At 69.0% G+C, this 14708-nt stretch carries 12 protein-coding genes; 7 read left to right on the forward strand and 5 right to left on the reverse strand.

Annotated features, from left to right (window positions below; translation table 11 throughout):
• Positions 1–67: 67 nt before the first annotated feature.
• Together NO345_RS01035 and NO345_RS01040 are read left to right on the forward strand one after the other, a co-directional pair.
• On the forward strand, positions 68–1447 hold the full coding sequence (locus NO345_RS01035; RefSeq protein WP_256295872.1) for a phosphohexomutase domain-containing protein: 1380 nt from the start codon (positions 68–70) through the stop codon (positions 1445–1447).
• Positions 1448–1510: 63 nt separating this feature from the next.
• Positions 1511–1825, forward strand: a complete 315-nt coding sequence (locus tag NO345_RS01040; protein WP_256295873.1) for a DUF8066 domain-containing protein — start codon at positions 1511–1513, stop codon at positions 1823–1825.
• A 6-nt stretch (positions 1826–1831) separates the two neighbouring features.
• On the opposite strand, the gene NO345_RS01045 is transcribed toward NO345_RS01040, so the two are convergent.
• From NO345_RS01045 to samp2, 3 genes are read right to left on the reverse strand one after another with little or no spacing between them, the layout of a single operon-like run.
• Positions 1832–2239, reverse strand: a complete 408-nt coding sequence (locus tag NO345_RS01045) for a GNAT family N-acetyltransferase (protein ID WP_256295874.1) — start codon at positions 2237–2239, stop codon at positions 1832–1834.
• Positions 2232–2750 (reverse strand): redoxin domain-containing protein, encoded by a 519-nt coding sequence (locus NO345_RS01050; RefSeq protein ID WP_256295875.1) that lies wholly within the window; start codon positions 2748–2750, stop codon positions 2232–2234. The genes NO345_RS01045 and NO345_RS01050 overlap by 8 nt, the downstream gene beginning before the upstream one ends.
• Entirely contained in the window at positions 2747–2944 is a 198-nt protein-coding gene (gene samp2 / locus NO345_RS01055) for a ubiquitin-like small modifier protein SAMP2 (RefSeq protein WP_256295876.1), read from the reverse strand. Before samp2 ends, NO345_RS01050 begins: the two co-directional genes overlap by 4 nt.
• Before the next feature lie 113 nt (positions 2945–3057).
• On the opposite strand from samp2, the gene NO345_RS01065 reads away from it, so the two are divergent.
• Together NO345_RS01065 and NO345_RS01075 are read left to right on the forward strand one after the other, a co-directional pair.
• Positions 3058–6141, forward strand: a complete 3084-nt coding sequence (locus tag NO345_RS01065) for a replication factor C small subunit (protein ID WP_368407833.1) — start codon at positions 3058–3060, stop codon at positions 6139–6141.
• A gap of 128 nt (positions 6142–6269) precedes the next feature.
• A complete protein-coding gene (locus tag NO345_RS01075; protein ID WP_256295877.1) occupies positions 6270–6860 on the forward strand; it encodes a HalX domain-containing protein in 591 nt (196 codons plus the stop codon).
• Between the two features lie 12 nt (positions 6861–6872).
• On the opposite strand, the gene NO345_RS01080 is transcribed toward NO345_RS01075, so the two are convergent.
• Together NO345_RS01080 and NO345_RS01085 are read right to left on the reverse strand one after the other, a co-directional pair.
• Entirely contained in the window at positions 6873–8810 is a 1938-nt protein-coding gene (locus NO345_RS01080) for a PAS domain S-box protein (protein WP_256295878.1), read from the reverse strand.
• A gap of 61 nt (positions 8811–8871) precedes the next feature.
• Positions 8872–9387: a TspO/MBR family protein gene (locus NO345_RS01085; RefSeq protein WP_256295879.1), complete on the reverse strand. Its 516-nt coding sequence runs from the start codon at positions 9385–9387 to the stop codon at positions 8872–8874.
• Between the two features lie 174 nt (positions 9388–9561).
• Between NO345_RS01085 and alaS the strand changes: the two genes are divergently transcribed.
• From alaS to NO345_RS19725, 3 genes are all read left to right on the forward strand, one after another.
• The gene (gene alaS, locus NO345_RS01090; protein ID WP_256295880.1) at positions 9562–12339 is read left to right on the forward strand and encodes an alanine--tRNA ligase; all 2778 of its coding nucleotides are present in this window, start codon (positions 9562–9564) and stop codon (positions 12337–12339) included.
• An 82-nt stretch (positions 12340–12421) separates the two neighbouring features.
• On the forward strand, positions 12422–13231 hold the full coding sequence (locus NO345_RS01095; RefSeq protein ID WP_256295881.1) for a Rab5-interacting family protein: 810 nt from the start codon (positions 12422–12424) through the stop codon (positions 13229–13231).
• Positions 13232–13321: 90 nt separating this feature from the next.
• Positions 13322–14479, forward strand: coding sequence for a DUF4013 domain-containing protein (locus NO345_RS19725; RefSeq protein WP_256295882.1), 1158 nt, complete (start codon positions 13322–13324; stop codon positions 14477–14479).
• Positions 14480–14708 lie beyond the last annotated feature (229 nt).

The raw sequence follows: 14708 nt of genomic DNA on the forward strand, positions 1-14708 counted from the left end.
GTCGTGGAATCCAGCATCGCGGTGCGGTCGGCGGGGTTTTATCGCGCCGGCCGTGGATTGGTCGCGTATGGACGCGATTTCGTTCGGCACCGACGGCTGGCGTGCGACACTCGACGAGTTCACCGCTCCCCGGGTCCGGATGGTCGGGCAGGGGGTCGCCACCTACCTGCGCGACGAGGGCCACGAGGGCGGGACCGTCGCCGTCGGCTACGACGCCCGGGAGTCCTCGCCGGGGTTCGCCGAGGAGCTGGCGCGCGTGCTCTGTGCCAACGGCTTCGACGTGGTGATGCCCGAGGGTCGCGACCGCCCGACGCCGCTGACCGCGTGGCAGTCACAGGAGCGCGACCTCGCCGGCGCGCTGATGATCACCGCGAGCCACAACCCGCCGGAGTACAACGGCGTGAAGTTCATCATGGGCGACGGCTCGCCGGCGCTGCCGGGGGCCACCGACGCCATCGCCGAGCGGCTGGCGGAGCCCGACCCGCTGCCCGAGTCCCAGCACGGCACCATCTCCGAGGTCGACGAGGTGACCCCCCACGCCGAGCACGCGATGGAGCTGGTCGGGCGGGACCTCGACGGCCTGCACGTGGTGTACGACGCGATGCACGGCTCGGGCCGTGACACGACCGACGCACTGCTGGCGTCGGCGGGCGCGACGGTCGACCGCATCCGCTGCGAGCGCGACCCGGAGTTCGGCGGCTCCTCGCCGGAACCCAGCGAGGAGAACCTCCAGGAACTCATCGAGACGGTTCGCGAGCGCGACGCCGACCTCGGTATCGCCAACGACGGGGACGCCGACCGCATCGCAATCGTGACGCCCGGGCGCGGTTTCCTCGACGAGAACCTGTTCTTCGCGGCGACGTACGACTACCTGCTCGAGTCGGATTCGGGGCCGGTCGTCCGCACCGTCTCGACGACGTTCCTGCTCGACCGCATCGCCGAGGCCCACGGCGAGGAGGTCATCGAGACCCCCGTCGGCTTCAAGTGGGTCGCGCAGGCGATGGGCGAGCACGACGCGCTGATGGTCGGCGAGGAGTCCGGCGGCTTCGCGGTGCGGGGCCACATCCGCGAGAAGGACGGCGTGCTGATGGCGCTGCTCGCCGCCGCCGTCGAGGCCGAGCGGTCCTACGACGAGCGCGTCGACGCCCTCCTCGACGAGTTCGGCGAGATCCACCAGCACAAGCTCAGCGTCGACTGCCCCGATTCCGAGAAGGCCCGCGTCGTCGACGACCTCGGCGAGGACATCCCCGAGGAGGTCGCCGGCGTCGCCGTCGCCGACGTGGTGACGAAGGACGGCTTCAAGCTGCTCCTCGAGGACGGCTCCTGGCTGCTCGTCCGCCCGAGCGGCACCGAGCCGAAGATGCGCGTCTACGGCGAGGCCGGGAGCACGGAGCGCGTCGAGGCTATCCTCGCCGACGGAAGGGAACTCGTCGAGGCGCACGTCTGAGCCGGCGACAGGAAATCTAAGCATCTCGATAGGATTTTACGACGCGAGCAGGAACCGTCCGGTATGGACGAGAACACCCTGAACGCCGTCCTGCTCTCCATCGGTGCCGTCGCCGTCGTCTACTCGTTCCTCACCGCATCGATCCTGCTCGGCATCCTCATCGTCCTGTTCCTGCTCGCGGTGTCGCTCTTCTACCGGCTCGTCACCGCCGTCGAGCGCATCGCGGACAGCACCGAACGGCTGGCTGCGACGACGACCGGCGGCGGCCGAACCGGCTCGCGTCGTAGAAGCAGCGACGGCCGCGCGACCGATGCCGACCGAGACACCGAGGAGCGTCCGTCCGTCGAGGAACGCAGCACCGACGAGCTGTTCGAGTAGGCTCCGTCATCGCACCCCGAACAACCGGTCGCCACGCTCCCTGATCTCGAACCCCAGCGACTCGTAGAACGGTCGCACGTCGGCGTCGAATACGGCCGTCAGGTGCCCGTCGGGGCCGCATCGGTCCAGCGCGGCCACGACCAGTGCGCCTCCGATCCCCTGCCCGCGTCGGTTCGGGCGGACCGCGACGGCGTCGACGTGTGGGCCGTCGGTTCCCGCCTCGCCGTCCGGTACGAGCACCAGCGCGCCCAGCACCCGCCCCTCGGTGACCGCGACCAGCACGTCCCCCCGGTCGAGTGCTGGCCCGAGTTCGTCGGTCCGGAGCATCGCGGCGTCGAGCACCGCCGCAACCGCGCCGCGCTCGTCGGGTCGGCCCTCGCGGACGTGGACGTCCGTGGGTGGCCCGTCAGGCATCCTCGGTCGCGGTCGGTTCGGCCTCCCGCAGTCGGTCGAGTTCGTCCAGAAGGTCGTCTATCTCGGGCCGGTCGAACGTCGACTCGCCGGCGTAGGACCACACCACGGTCGGCTCGTCACCGCGGGCGTCGACGATGACCGCCTCCGGCATCCGGCCGAGGAAGTCGCTGAACCGCCCGAGGATACCGAACTTCACGGGCTGGTCGTAGGCGTCGCTGGCGATCGCCTCGGGGTCCGCCAGCAAGGGATACGGCAGGTCGTAGCTGTCCTGCCACTCCGCGGCGCGCTCGCGGTCCTCCGGCAGCACCGAGGCGACGATGGCGTCGCGTTCGGTGAACTCGTCGTAGCGCTCCGTGACGTCCTGCACCTGCTTGCGGCAGTTCGTGCAGTAGAAGTCGCGCTGGAACAGCAGCACGACGAACTCGTGGTCGGCCGCGAGGGCCCGCAGCGAACACGGGTCCGGCCCGGGGCCGACGTTCGCCAGCTCGAAGTCGGGTGCGAGTTCGGTCATCCGCCCTTGATGAGCCGCAGGACGGTTACCTCGCTCGATTCGACCGGCTGGTCCTCGGGCACGGGGCGACCGTCGACGAGCACGCTCACCTCGTGGGGGCTCAGGTCGACCGCCGCCAGGAGGTCCGCGTACGTCGGCTCCGGGAGGTCGACCTCGTGGGTGGTCTCGCCCTTCACGTCGACCGTCACCTGCATAGGTCGAGGTTGGCGGTCCGTCCGCGTAAGGGTGTCGTCGTACGACCAGCGAGGATGGGACCCCGCGCCCTCGTCTCGGGGGCTTTATGCACGGACGACTCCTCCAACCGGATATGAGCGAGGCCGACGCGACCGGCGACGAATCAGGGGGTCGCAAGCAGGTCTGGATCGAGAAGTACCGCCCCGACGGGCTCGACGAGGTGGTGGGCCACGAGGACATCATCGGGCGCATCCGGAGCTACGTCGAGCAAGATGACATTCCCCACCTCATGTTCGCAGGGCCGGCAGGCGTCGGGAAGTGTGTGACGGGCGAGACGCCCGTTCTCACGACCCGAGGAGTGGAGCGTATCGAGGATGTCGTCGGTGATGTGGACGGGTTCGGCGAGCCCGACGATGGTCTGGAGGTTCTCACGTTCGGAGACGACGGCACGTTCGAGTACGTCGCACCGTCGAAGGTGTTCGGCAAGGAGGCGGACGAGCTCGTCACCGTGAGTACTCGCGACGGGAACGAGTTCAGCGTAACACCCGAGCACCGGCTCCTGACGCTCTCGACCGACGGACTGGCGTGGCGGCAGGCCGAAAACCTGCGGGGCGGCGACAGAGTCGTCCGGCCACGTGAAACACCGATTATCGACGGTGAGCCGACGCTCGACTGGGCGAGCGCAGTCGATTCTGACCGAATCTACGCCTACATTTCATCTGACCTCGCCGACGAGCACGGCCTGACCGGGGCGGAGGAGTACGTCGGCGCGAAGCGGCAGGTGTTCCGGGCGTACGCGAACGGTGAGTCGCGAGAGGCAGTGGCCGAGACGACGAACCTCGACCCGGATACCGTCGTGAAGTACTGGCAGGAAGCGGCCGAATCGCTCGACGAAGGGGCGCCAACGCGCGTCTCACTCGCGACCCTATTCGAGCGCGGTGTGGCGGCGGCCGAGGTACGACAGGCGGTCGACAGAATCGAGTACGTCAACGCGAACAACTACCGGTCGGACCCGATCTCGGTCCCAGACGAGGTGACGCCGGACGTCGCGAAACTCGTCGGACTTACTGTTGCAGAAGCGCGAATCGACAACGGCCGGATCCGATTCTACAACACCGACGAGGATCTGCTCGACGAGTTCGAGCGTATCCTCGTCGAGACGTTTGACCTCGAACCGACGCGTGGCGAACAGGGCGGAACGCCGTTCGTCCGTGTCATCTCCGAGACGCTCACGCACTTCCTCCGGTCTTGCTTCGACGTGTTCGAGAGCGCTGCCGGCGGCGGTGGTATCGGTTCGGCCATCGTCACCGCCCCGGAGGACGCGAGGACGACGTTCCTTCGAGCGATGTTCGACGCTGAGGGGTACGTCGCGAAGAACGGTGCAATCGAACTCACACAGAAGAACGCCGACCACATCACGCTCGTCTCGTACCTCCTTGCGGGCATTGGAATCCCGAGCAGGCGAAAGACGGAGCGCAAGGCCGCCACGAACGGTTCCGGCGAGGAGTCGACGTACCACACGCTCTCCGTCTCCGGGGCTCCTGCTCTCCGTCGGTTCGAGGAGAAGGTCGGGTTCTCGCTCGGGTACAAGGCCGAACGGCTGGCCGAACACGCAACGAAGGAGTCGAACCCGAACTACGATACGATGCCGACCCAGGCCGCGGTCGATACGGTCTGTGAGCAATTGCACATCGACAGGAACTCCGCAGTCCCCGAGAGCCTGAACCCCGAATCGCCCGGACGAGAGAACTACGAAGCCGCGATGGAGCAGGTGCTGTCGACGGCGACGGCCCGGCTCGATGCCGCACAGGCCGCGACCGAACGCGTCGCGGCACTTCGTCGGGACATTCAGGAGGTCACGAAGACACCTGCGACGTGGGTCGGCTCGCGAGAGCAACTCGAACCGCTTCCGACGCGAAAAACGGTCTCGGCCGAGACGGATGTCCGAACCGATAGGCTCCTCGAATACGCCGACGGACGTCGGGCACCGACCGCGAGACGGACCGAGGAGATACTCGTTCATCTCGGTGACACCGACTCCGTCCCGCCAGTCGGGCGCGTCCAGACGGAACTGGTCGAACTCGTCGACGAGCTCGGGGTCTCGTTCGAACGACTCGCAGCAGAGACGGGACTCCGGGGCAACGACGTTTCGAACCTGTTGCGGAACGACGACCACGACCTCGGTTCGCTCCCGCGCTTCGAAGCCGTCGCCGACGCGGTCGAGAGCGTCGCCAACGAGATGTGCTCGATGGAGGTTGTCGAGGCACTCACGACGCTCGACACTCTCGTCGGAGGCGACCTCTACTACGACGAGGTGGAGTCCGTCGAGCGAGTCGAAGCGGACCAGCGTGTGTACGACCTCACCGTTCCGGAGAGCCACAACTACGTCGCCGGGGAGGTCCCGACGGTGATGCACAACACCGCCACCGCCGTCTCCATCGCCAAGGAGGTCTATGGCGACGACGACTGGCGCGAGAACTTCCTCGAACTCAACGCCTCGGACCAGCGCGGCATCGACGTGGTCAGGGACCGCATCAAGAACTTCGCGCGCTCCTCCTTCGGCGGCTACGACTACCGCATCATCTTCCTCGACGAGGCCGACGCGCTCACCTCGGACGCGCAGTCGGCGCTGCGCCGGACGATGGAGCAGTTCTCGAACAACACGCGCTTCATCCTCTCGTGTAACTACTCGAGCAAGATCATCGACCCCATCCAGTCCCGCTGTGCGGTGTTCCGGTTCTCGCCGCTGTCGGACGAGGCGGTCGCGAAGCAGGTGCGGTACATCGCCGGCGAGGAGGGCATCGAGTACACCGAGGACGGGGTCGACGCGCTCGTGTACGCGGCCGACGGCGACATGCGCAAGGCCATCAACGCGCTGCAGGCGGCGTCGGTGATGGGCGACGCGGTCGACGAGGAGACGGTGTACGCTATCACGTCGACCGCCCGGCCGGAGGAGGTCGAGGCGATGGTGAGCGACGCGCTCTCCGGTGACTTCGTGGCGGCGCGGGCGAAGCTCGACGAGCTCATCACCGAGCGCGGGCTGGCCGGCGGCGACATCATCGACCAGATCCACCGGTCGGCGTGGGAGTTCGAGCTGGAGGAGCAGGCTGCGGTCCACCTGCTCGACCGGCTCGGCGAGGCCGACTACCGAATCACGACCGGCGCGAACGAGCGGGTGCAGCTGGAGGCGCTGCTCGCCTCGCTCGCGCTGGAGTAGTCGCCTGCCGGAGCCGGAACTCGATAATTCGAGGCTCGAGGGCGCAAATATCAACTTCTCGGACGGTGTGCGGGCCGAGACATTTATACCGACCAACAGCATCGTCCGTACACGAACCACGGAGTACCATGACAGAACGTCGGACCGACGTCCTCGTCGTCGAGGACAACAGAGAGTTGGCGAGCCTCTACTCGTCCTGGCTGGGTGCCGAGTGGTCGGTCACGACCGTCGCAGACGGCGACGAGGCCGTCGAGGCGGTGACACCGGAGACGGAGATTATCGTGCTCGACCGTCGGTTGCCAGGTCGCTCCGGCGACGAGGTGCTCGAACGTGTTCGCGAGGACGGCAACGACTGTCAGGTCGTCATCGTCACCGCCGTCGAGCCCGACTTCGACATCATCGAGATGGGCTTCGACGACTACCTCGTCAAGCCCGTCGACCGCGAGACGCTGAACCGCTGTCTCGAGCGGCTCCGGTGCCGGAGCGAGTACGACGCTGAGCTCCGCGAGTACTACGCGCAGGTCTCGAAGAAGGCCGTGCTGGAGGCCAGAAAGCCCGAGCACGCGCTCCGTGACTCCGAGGAGTACCTCGAACTCGAGGAGCGCGTCGAGACACAGGCCGACCGTGCGGACAGCCTCCTCGACGAGCTCATCGAGAGCGGCGGCGACACCCAGCTGTTCCACGGGCTGCTCGGCGGACACGCCGACACCGCGAACTGAGCCCGGCCGCCCCTATCGTGTTCCGTTCTGTCCGACGACGAACTCGAAGCGGAGCCCGTCGTCGTCGACGACGTCGACCGACCAGCCGTGGGCTTCGGCGATCTCGCGCACGATGGTCAGTCCGAAGCCGGTGCCGACCTCGCTCGTCGTGAAGCCGGATTCGAGGATCCTGTCGGGGTCGTCGCCGTCGTAGCCGATGCCGTCGTCGGCGACGTAGAACCCCTGGTGGTCCGGGAGCGAGCCGACGCTGACGTGCAGTGGCTCGCCGTCCGGCCGGCGGCCCGAGGGGCCCTCGGTGTCCGCCGGGTCGTCCTCCTCGTCGGTGCCGTGGGTGACGGCGTTCCGGAACAGGTTCTCGAGCAGCTCCACGAGTCGGTCGCGGTCGGCCGCGACGGTGACGGCGTCGGCGACCGACAGCGTGGCGTCGCCGGTCCGGACGCTGGCCCATGCCTGCGTCGTGACGGAGTCGAGGTCGACCGGCTCGGCCTCCCCGACCACGTCGCCCTGTCTGGCCAGCGTGAGCAGGTCGTCGACGAGCGTGTTCATCCGGCCGTGTGCGCGGCGGATCTCGTCGAAGTGCTCGGGCTCGCCGGTCTCCTCGGCGAGGTCGACGTAGCCCTGCGCGATGGAGAGCGGGTTGCGGAGGTCGTGGCTGACGATGCTCGCGAAGGCGTCGAGGCGCTCGTTCTGCCGTTCGAGCTCGCGCTGGCGCTGTTTCTCCTCGGTGATGTCGGTGTAGATGGCGAAGCCCTGGAGGCTGCGCTCGCCGCGTTCGAACGGGACGACGTGCAGCAGGAAGTCGCGGACGTCGTCCTCGGTCTTGCGCCGGGAGACGACCTGGAGGCTCTCGCCGGCGAGGAGCTTCTCGTTCAGCGACGCGGCCTCGTCCTCGAACCCGTCGGGGACGATGTACTCGTCGATGTCCTCGCCGACGACCTCCGCGCTCGCCCAGCCGAAGGTCGACTCGAACGCGGGGTTGACCTCCTGGACCTGGAGCTCGCCGTCGACGAGCGCGAACCGGACCGCCGGGTCGGGGACGTTCTCGAACAGCGCGGAGAGGCGGTCGTGCTCCCGTCGGAGGCGCGTCTCGGCACGGAGCCGTTCGACGGTCTCGGCGACGTGGGTCATCAGCAGTTCGACCAGCTCCCGGTCGCGGTCGTCGAACGCGTGGGGGTCGGGGGAGCCGGCCTGCAGGACCCCGAAGTCGCCGACCGGAACCGAGAGGATGGAGCGGTACTCGGGGTCGTCCCCGTCGAGGGCGAGGTCGTCGCGGTCGAGGTCGAGTACGTCGTCGACGACGATGGACGTGCCGGTCTGGTAGGTCTCGCCCGCGATGCCCTCGTCGACCGCGATCTGGCCCGCGCCCGCGTAGCCCTTCTCCTCCATGTCGCCGGACACCGCGACCGGCACGAAGTAGCCGTTCTCGGCGACGTCGATGCCGACGAGGTCGAGTTCGAGGATCCCCTCGGCGGCGCGGACGGCGGCCTCGTACACCGCTGTCTCGCTCTCACAGCCGACGAGCTCCGTCGCGACGCGATGGAGGCGGGTCACCGTGGTGGCGCGCTCCCTGAGTGCGGTCGGGTAGTCGTCGCCGGCGACCTGCCAGGCGACCTCGTCCGCGAGCCGGTCCGCCGCTCCGTCCGTGCCGTCGTCGCGGACGAAGCCGTCGAAGGCCGCGAGACGTCTGACGGCGGCCGGGTCGGCGTCGGCGAACACGACCACCGGGGCGTCGACGGTGGCGGCCGCAGTCAGGAGATCTGCGTCGGTCGTCGGGTCCGTGGCGACGACGAGACAGGCGGGGTCGTCGCCGAGCTCGTCGCGGGCGGACCGGGCCACGGCCGTCCACTCGTCTTCGAGGGCGGCCGTGACCGTCGCGGCGCGCTCCTCGCCGGGCGCGAGTACCGCGACCTGCACGGAGACCTGGTTGAGCTCCGTTTCGGCGTTGCTCACTGTCAGACCGATACCGCCGCGTGGGGTTTAACTCTGCGGCCGGTGCGTTCGGGGCCGGCGGTCAGTTCAGCGCCCAGATGGCGTAGTTCAGCACGGTGGCGAAGCTCACCCACGCCAGATAGGGGACGAGCAGTGCGGCGGCGGGTCGGTCGACGCGGTCGAACGCCGCGATGGTGCCGGCGACGAGCACCCAGAGGACGGCGATGATGCCGAGCGCGAGGCCCGGACGCTGGAGCGTGAAGAACGTCGGCGTCCACGCCACGTTGAACAGCATCTGGAGGGCGAACGCGCCGAGGGCGACCCGGACCGCGCGGTGCCCGGTCCCCGCGCGCCAGACCCGGTAGAGCGCGACGCCCATGAGGGAGAAGAGGATGGTCCAGGCGACGCCGAACGCCCAGCCCGGCGGGTAGAACCACGGCTTCTCGAGCGACTGGAACCACGCGCTGTCCGGGCCGCCGAGGATCGCCGGGGTCGCGCCGACGACGTTCACCAGCACGACGAAGCCGAGGACGCGGAGCAGCTCGCCGCCGTCCGGGAGTCGCGAGGTGACGGTCGAACCGTCGTTCGTGGAAGGCATACCGGTAGATTGGGCGTCTCGCAACTTAACGAGGGTCGGTACCATGTCGTGCCCTGGCGACGGCGTCTCGTGCTCCACGGCGGACCGCACCCCAGCCCCGCCAGCGTCGCGAAATTTGCAGGAAGGGCGGTTGCGGAACTGTTTTACCGACCGAAGGGCCACTGTGGGACAACTATGAGCGAACTCGAGGAGGAGTACCGTCTCGACTATTTCGAGACGGAGGGGTTCGTGCGCCGGGAGTGTCCCAGCTGTGGCGCTCACTTCTGGACGCGCGACCACGACCGGGAGCTGTGCGGTGAGCCACCCTGCGAGGACTACAGCTTCATCGACAACCCCGGCTTCGACGAGGAGTACACGCTCGAGGAGATGCGGGAGGCGTTCCTCTCGTTCTTCGAGGACCACGACCACGAGCGCATCGAGCCCTACCCGGTGGCGGCGAACCGCTGGCGGGACGACGTGCTGCTGACCCAGGCATCTATCTACGACTTCCAGCCGCTCGTCACCTCCGGGCAGACCCCGCCGCCGGCGAACCCGCTGACCATCAGCCAGCCCTGCATCCGGATGCAGGACATCGACAACGTGGGCAAGACGGGCCGGCACACGATGGCGTTCGAGATGATGGCCCACCACGCGTTCAACACGCAGGAGGAGGTCCCCGAAGACGAGTACGCCTACCACGGCGAGGTGTACTGGAAGGACGAGACGGTGCAGTACTGCGACGAGCTGTTCGAGTCGCTCGGCGCGAACCTGGAGGAGATCGTCTACATCGAGGACCCGTGGGTCGGCGGCGGCAACGCCGGGCCCGCCATCGAGGTCATCTACCGCGGTGCCGAGCTGGCCACCCTCGTCTTCATGTGCATGGAGCAGGACCCCGAGGGCGAGTACGAGATGAAGGACGGCAACCGCTACTCCTTCATGGACACGTACATCGTCGACACCGGCTACGGGCTGGAGCGGTGGACCTGGATGTCCCAGGGGACGCCGACGGTGTACGAGGCCGTCTACCCCGACATGATCGCGTTCCTCAAGGAGAACGCCGGCATCGACCTCGCCGAGGACGAGGCCGAACTCGTCAACCGCGCCGCGAAGCTCGCCGGCCGGATGGACATCGACGAGGCCGAGGACATGGAGACGGCCCGTGGCGACATCGCGGAGCGTCTCGACGTCGACGTCGACCGGCTGGAGGCGCTGATGGAGCCGCTGGAGGACATCTACGCCATCGCCGACCACTGCCGCACGCTCGCGTACATGTTCGGCGACGGCATCGTCCCGTCGAACGTCTCGACGGGCTACCTCGCCCGGATGGTCCTGCGCCGCACCAAGCGCCTCTGTGACAACGTCGGCGTCGACGCGCCGCTCGACGAGCTCGTCGACATGCAGGCCGACCGCCTGGGCTACGAGAACCGCGACACGGTCCGCGACATCGTCCGCACCGAGGTCGAGAAGTACCGCGAGACGCTCGACCGCGGCAGCCGCCGGGTCGAACAGCTCGCAGAGGAGTACGCCCGCAAGTCCGAACCCATCCCGACGAGCGAGCTCATCGAGCTGTACGACAGCCACGGCATCCAGCCGGACATGGTCGAGGCCATCGCCGACGAGGCCGGTGCGCGGGTCAACGTGCCCGACGACTTCTACTCGCTCGTCGCCGAGCGCCACGACAGCGCCGCCGCCTTCGAGGAGGAGGACGAGGGCGAGGCCGAACGGCTCGACGACCTGCCCGAGACGGAACGGCTCTACTACGAGGACCAGCAGCGCACCGAGTTCGAGGCGGTCGTCCTCGACGTGTTCGAGCGCGAGGACGGCTACGACGTGGTGCTCGACCAGACGATGTTCTACCCGGAGGGCGGTGGCCAGCCCGCCGACACCGGCAGCCTCTCGACCGACGACGTGACCGTCGAGGTGACCGACGTACAACGGCGCGACGGCGTCGTCCTCCACCGCACCGACGAGAGCCCCGGCAAGGGCGAGTTCGTCCGCGGCCAGATCGACACGTACCGGCGCAAGCAGCTGATGCGCAACCACACCGCCACGCACGTCGTCATCCACGCCGCCCGGCAGGTGCTCGGCGAGCACATCCGCCAGGCCGGCGCACAGAAGGGCGTCGACGCCTCGCGCATCGACGTCCACCACTACGAGCGCATCACCCGCGAGGAGGAGAAGGAGATCGAGCGCTACGCCAACGAGCTGGTGATGGAGAACACGCCGGTGAAACAGGAGTGGCCCCACCGGAACGAGGCCGAGGAGAAACACGGCTTCGACCTCTACCAGGGCGGCATCCCGCCGGGCACGAACATCCGGCTCATCCACGTCGCCGAGGACGTGCAGGCCTGCGGTGGCACCCACGTCGCCCGCACCGGCGACATCGGTGCCATCAAGATCCGCACGACCGAGCGCGTCCAGGACGGCGTCGAGCGCATCAGCTTCGCCGCGGGCGACGCCGCCATCCAGGCGACCCAGCGCACCGAGGACGCGCTGTACGAGGCCGCCGACGTCCTCGACGTGACCCCCGAGGAGGTGCCCGAGACGGCCGAGCGGTTCTTCGAGGAGTGGAAGGCCCGGGGCAAGACCATCGAGGACCTCACGGAGCAGCTCGCCGAGGTCAGAGCGTCGGGCGCGGACGGCGCGGAGGAGGTCGACGTCGGCGGGACGCCCGCGGTCGTCCAGCGCGTCGACGCCGACATGGACGAGCTGCGTGCGACGGCCAACGCGCTCGTCGAGGAGGGCAAGATTGCGGTGCTTGGCTCCGGGCTCGACGGCGCGCAGTTCGTCGTCGCCGTGCCCGACGGCAGCGAGGTCAACGCCGGCGCGGTCGTGAGCCAGCTCGCGTCGAAGGTCGGCGGCGGCGGCGGCGGCCCACCGGACTTCGCACAGGGCGGCGGTCCCGACACCGACGAACTGGACGACGCGCTCGACGACGCGCCCGACGTGCTCCGGGCCGTCCTCGACCACTGACCGACGGAACGTTTTTCCTGCCGACACGTCTCGGTCGAACTATGTGTCGACAGCGGTGCGACCGTCAGCGGGAGGTGGCCCCGTGAGCCGCGACGACGAGTCCAGGGCGACGTGGGACGCCACCGCCGGCCCGCCGCCACGGGACGACGGGGTCGCTCCCGAGCGCCGTCGGGAGACGGGGGCTGACGGGTCGGACCGCTGGGTCGACCGGCTCGGCGACCCGCGGTACGAGCGGCGGGCCGCCGAACCCCGGGACGAGGCGGGGATGGACCCGGGCATCTTCGACGCCGGCGTGGTGACGTTCAGCCTCCGGTACCCGTTCTCCGAGGGTGGGTCGGCCGCGCTGCTCACCGGGGTCCTCGGCATCCTCTCCTTCCTCGTCGTGCCGGGCGTGGTGGCGGCGGGCTACGTCACCCGTCTCGCCGGCGCGGCCGCGCGAGCCGAGGAGCCGCCCGGGTACGACGACATCTGGGGCATCGCGAAGTGCGGCCTCGCCGTCACCGTGCTCTGGTGGGGTGCCGTCGGTGGACTGGGAACGCTGGTGTACCTGAGTGCGGGCGAGAGCGTGCTGCTGGCCAGCGTACTCGCCCTCGGCGGCTCGTACCTGCTGCCCGGGCTGTTCACGACGTACGCGGCGACCGAGGACCTCCGGGCGGCCGCCGTCCGCACGCCCGAGTTCGCGTTCACCCGGAAGTACGCGCTCCACTTCTTCGCCGACAGCGTGCTCCTGGTCGGACTCCTGGTGGTGGGCGTGTTCGTCCTGTTCCTGTTCACCTTCGCGACCCTGCTCGTGCCGCTCGCGGCGATGGTCCCGGCCGCGTACTGGGGCTACCTCTACGGCGAGGCCATCGAGGAGGGGCTGGTCGAACCGCTGCCGCCAGCCGACGCGTAGCGCCCGCTCGCCTGCCGGAAGGTTTTTTCCGCCCACCTGCGAACGTGTCAAATAGATGGCGGGCTACAGCGTCCGGCAGGTGACGGTGCCGTGACCCGTGACGGGGACGACCCGGCGGACGAACGCGCACCCGACCGCGAGCGAGGTGACGACGGCGACGACGAGCCCGAGTACCCGAACTACACGTGGGAGGGCGACGAGGCCGAGTGGCGCGCCGACAGCGAGCCGACCGACCGGCAGGAGCGCCCCGACGACCACCGGAGCCCCGGGGACGAGCGAGCGGTGGACGGCGACCGCCGAGATGCGCGACAGCCCGGGGAGGCCGACGACCGACGGCGTGCCGCACGCCCGCCACGCGAGGACCGTCACCGGTCGGACGACCGACGCCACGATGCGCGACGCCACGATGCGCGACGCGCCCCGGAACCGGCGGGCGGCGACCCCACCGAGACCCGCGACGGCGTCGGCTGGAACTTCGACACCCCACACCAGCACCACGGCGCACGCCGGGACGACTACGACCGCCGCAGTCGGACGGCCCACGGCAGGACGGCCCACGGCCGGTCTCGCCGCCGCGACGGCACCGACGACGTGAAGCCCATCGACTGGCGGCGAAAGGGCGCGTTCGACTTCGCGTTCTCCTACCCCATCCAGCGCGGCTGGGGGCCGCTGCTGAAGGCCGGTGCGGTCGTGTTGTTCAGCCCGCTGCTCGTCTTCCTCCCGCTCGTGTTCCTGTTCGGCTACGTGTTCCGGCTCACCCGCTACGCCGCACAGGGCCGCCCCCAGCCCGCGTTCGAGGACTTCGGCGACATGCTCACCGACGGCGTGGGCTACGTCCTCGTGTTCACGCTCGCGTGTGTCGTCTGGCTGGGTGCCGTCGTCGGTGGCGCGATGCTCCACGACGCCGTCGCCTGGATCTTCGGGCTCGTCGGCTTCTACCTGTTCCCGGCCGCCCTGACCGTCTACCCGGTCACCGGGAGCGTCACGAAGACGTTCTCGTCCAGTCTCACCTTCGACCTCGCGTTCAGCAGGCACTACGTCAAGTACTCCCTGCTCTACGTCGTGCTGTTCGTCGTCCTCCGCATCATCGCCTCGTTCAGCATCCTCCTGCTCGTCGTCGGCGTCGCCTGGGGCTCGGCCTTCATGTACCTCGCGAGCGGCGCGTACTGGGGCATCGTCTACCACAAGGCCGCGAGTGCTGGCGTCCTGCCGACGGCGGAGTCGGTCGACCAGCGAGACGGCTACTGAGCGGTTGGACTCCGAACACACCCCGAGAGACGATACCCGCACCAGCCACACGGCCAAGACACCCCGCGCCGGCAGGCGCGTGGGTGTCGAGGGGGAGGGCTGGCGCGGTGCGGTCGCGGTAGGGTTGGAACGAAAGGAGCGACGAGCACGTCGGGACTTCCTGGCTGCTGTCGTCGTCACGAGTCCTGCCGGGTCCAGCCACTGGTCGACTGACGCCTCGGCCGGGGTC

The organism is Haloarchaeobius salinus (assembly GCF_024464185.1).
Lineage (GTDB): Archaea > Halobacteriota > Halobacteria > Halobacteriales > Natrialbaceae > Haloarchaeobius > Haloarchaeobius salinus.

What these genes read in the sequence shown, in the direction of transcription:
- NO345_RS01035 (WP_256295872.1), top strand. Translation starts at nt 68, where the DNA reads ATGGACGCGATTTCGTTCGGCACCGACGGCTGGCGTGCGACACTCGAC.
- NO345_RS01065 (WP_368407833.1), top strand. Translation starts at nt 3,058, where the DNA reads ATGAGCGAGGCCGACGCGACCGGCGACGAATCAGGGGGTCGCAAGCAG.
- NO345_RS01050 (WP_256295875.1), bottom strand. Translation starts at nt 2,750, where the DNA reads ATGACCGAACTCGCACCCGACTTCGAGCTGGCGAACGTCGGCCCCGGG.
- NO345_RS01040 (WP_256295873.1), top strand. Translation starts at nt 1,511, where the DNA reads ATGGACGAGAACACCCTGAACGCCGTCCTGCTCTCCATCGGTGCCGTC.
- alaS (WP_256295880.1), top strand. Translation starts at nt 9,562, where the DNA reads ATGAGCGAACTCGAGGAGGAGTACCGTCTCGACTATTTCGAGACGGAG.
- samp2 (WP_256295876.1), bottom strand. Translation starts at nt 2,944, where the DNA reads ATGCAGGTGACGGTCGACGTGAAGGGCGAGACCACCCACGAGGTCGAC.
- NO345_RS01045 (WP_256295874.1), bottom strand. Translation starts at nt 2,239, where the DNA reads ATGCCTGACGGGCCACCCACGGACGTCCACGTCCGCGAGGGCCGACCC.
- NO345_RS01075 (WP_256295877.1), top strand. Translation starts at nt 6,270, where the DNA reads ATGACAGAACGTCGGACCGACGTCCTCGTCGTCGAGGACAACAGAGAG.
- NO345_RS01085 (WP_256295879.1), bottom strand. Translation starts at nt 9,387, where the DNA reads ATGCCTTCCACGAACGACGGTTCGACCGTCACCTCGCGACTCCCGGAC.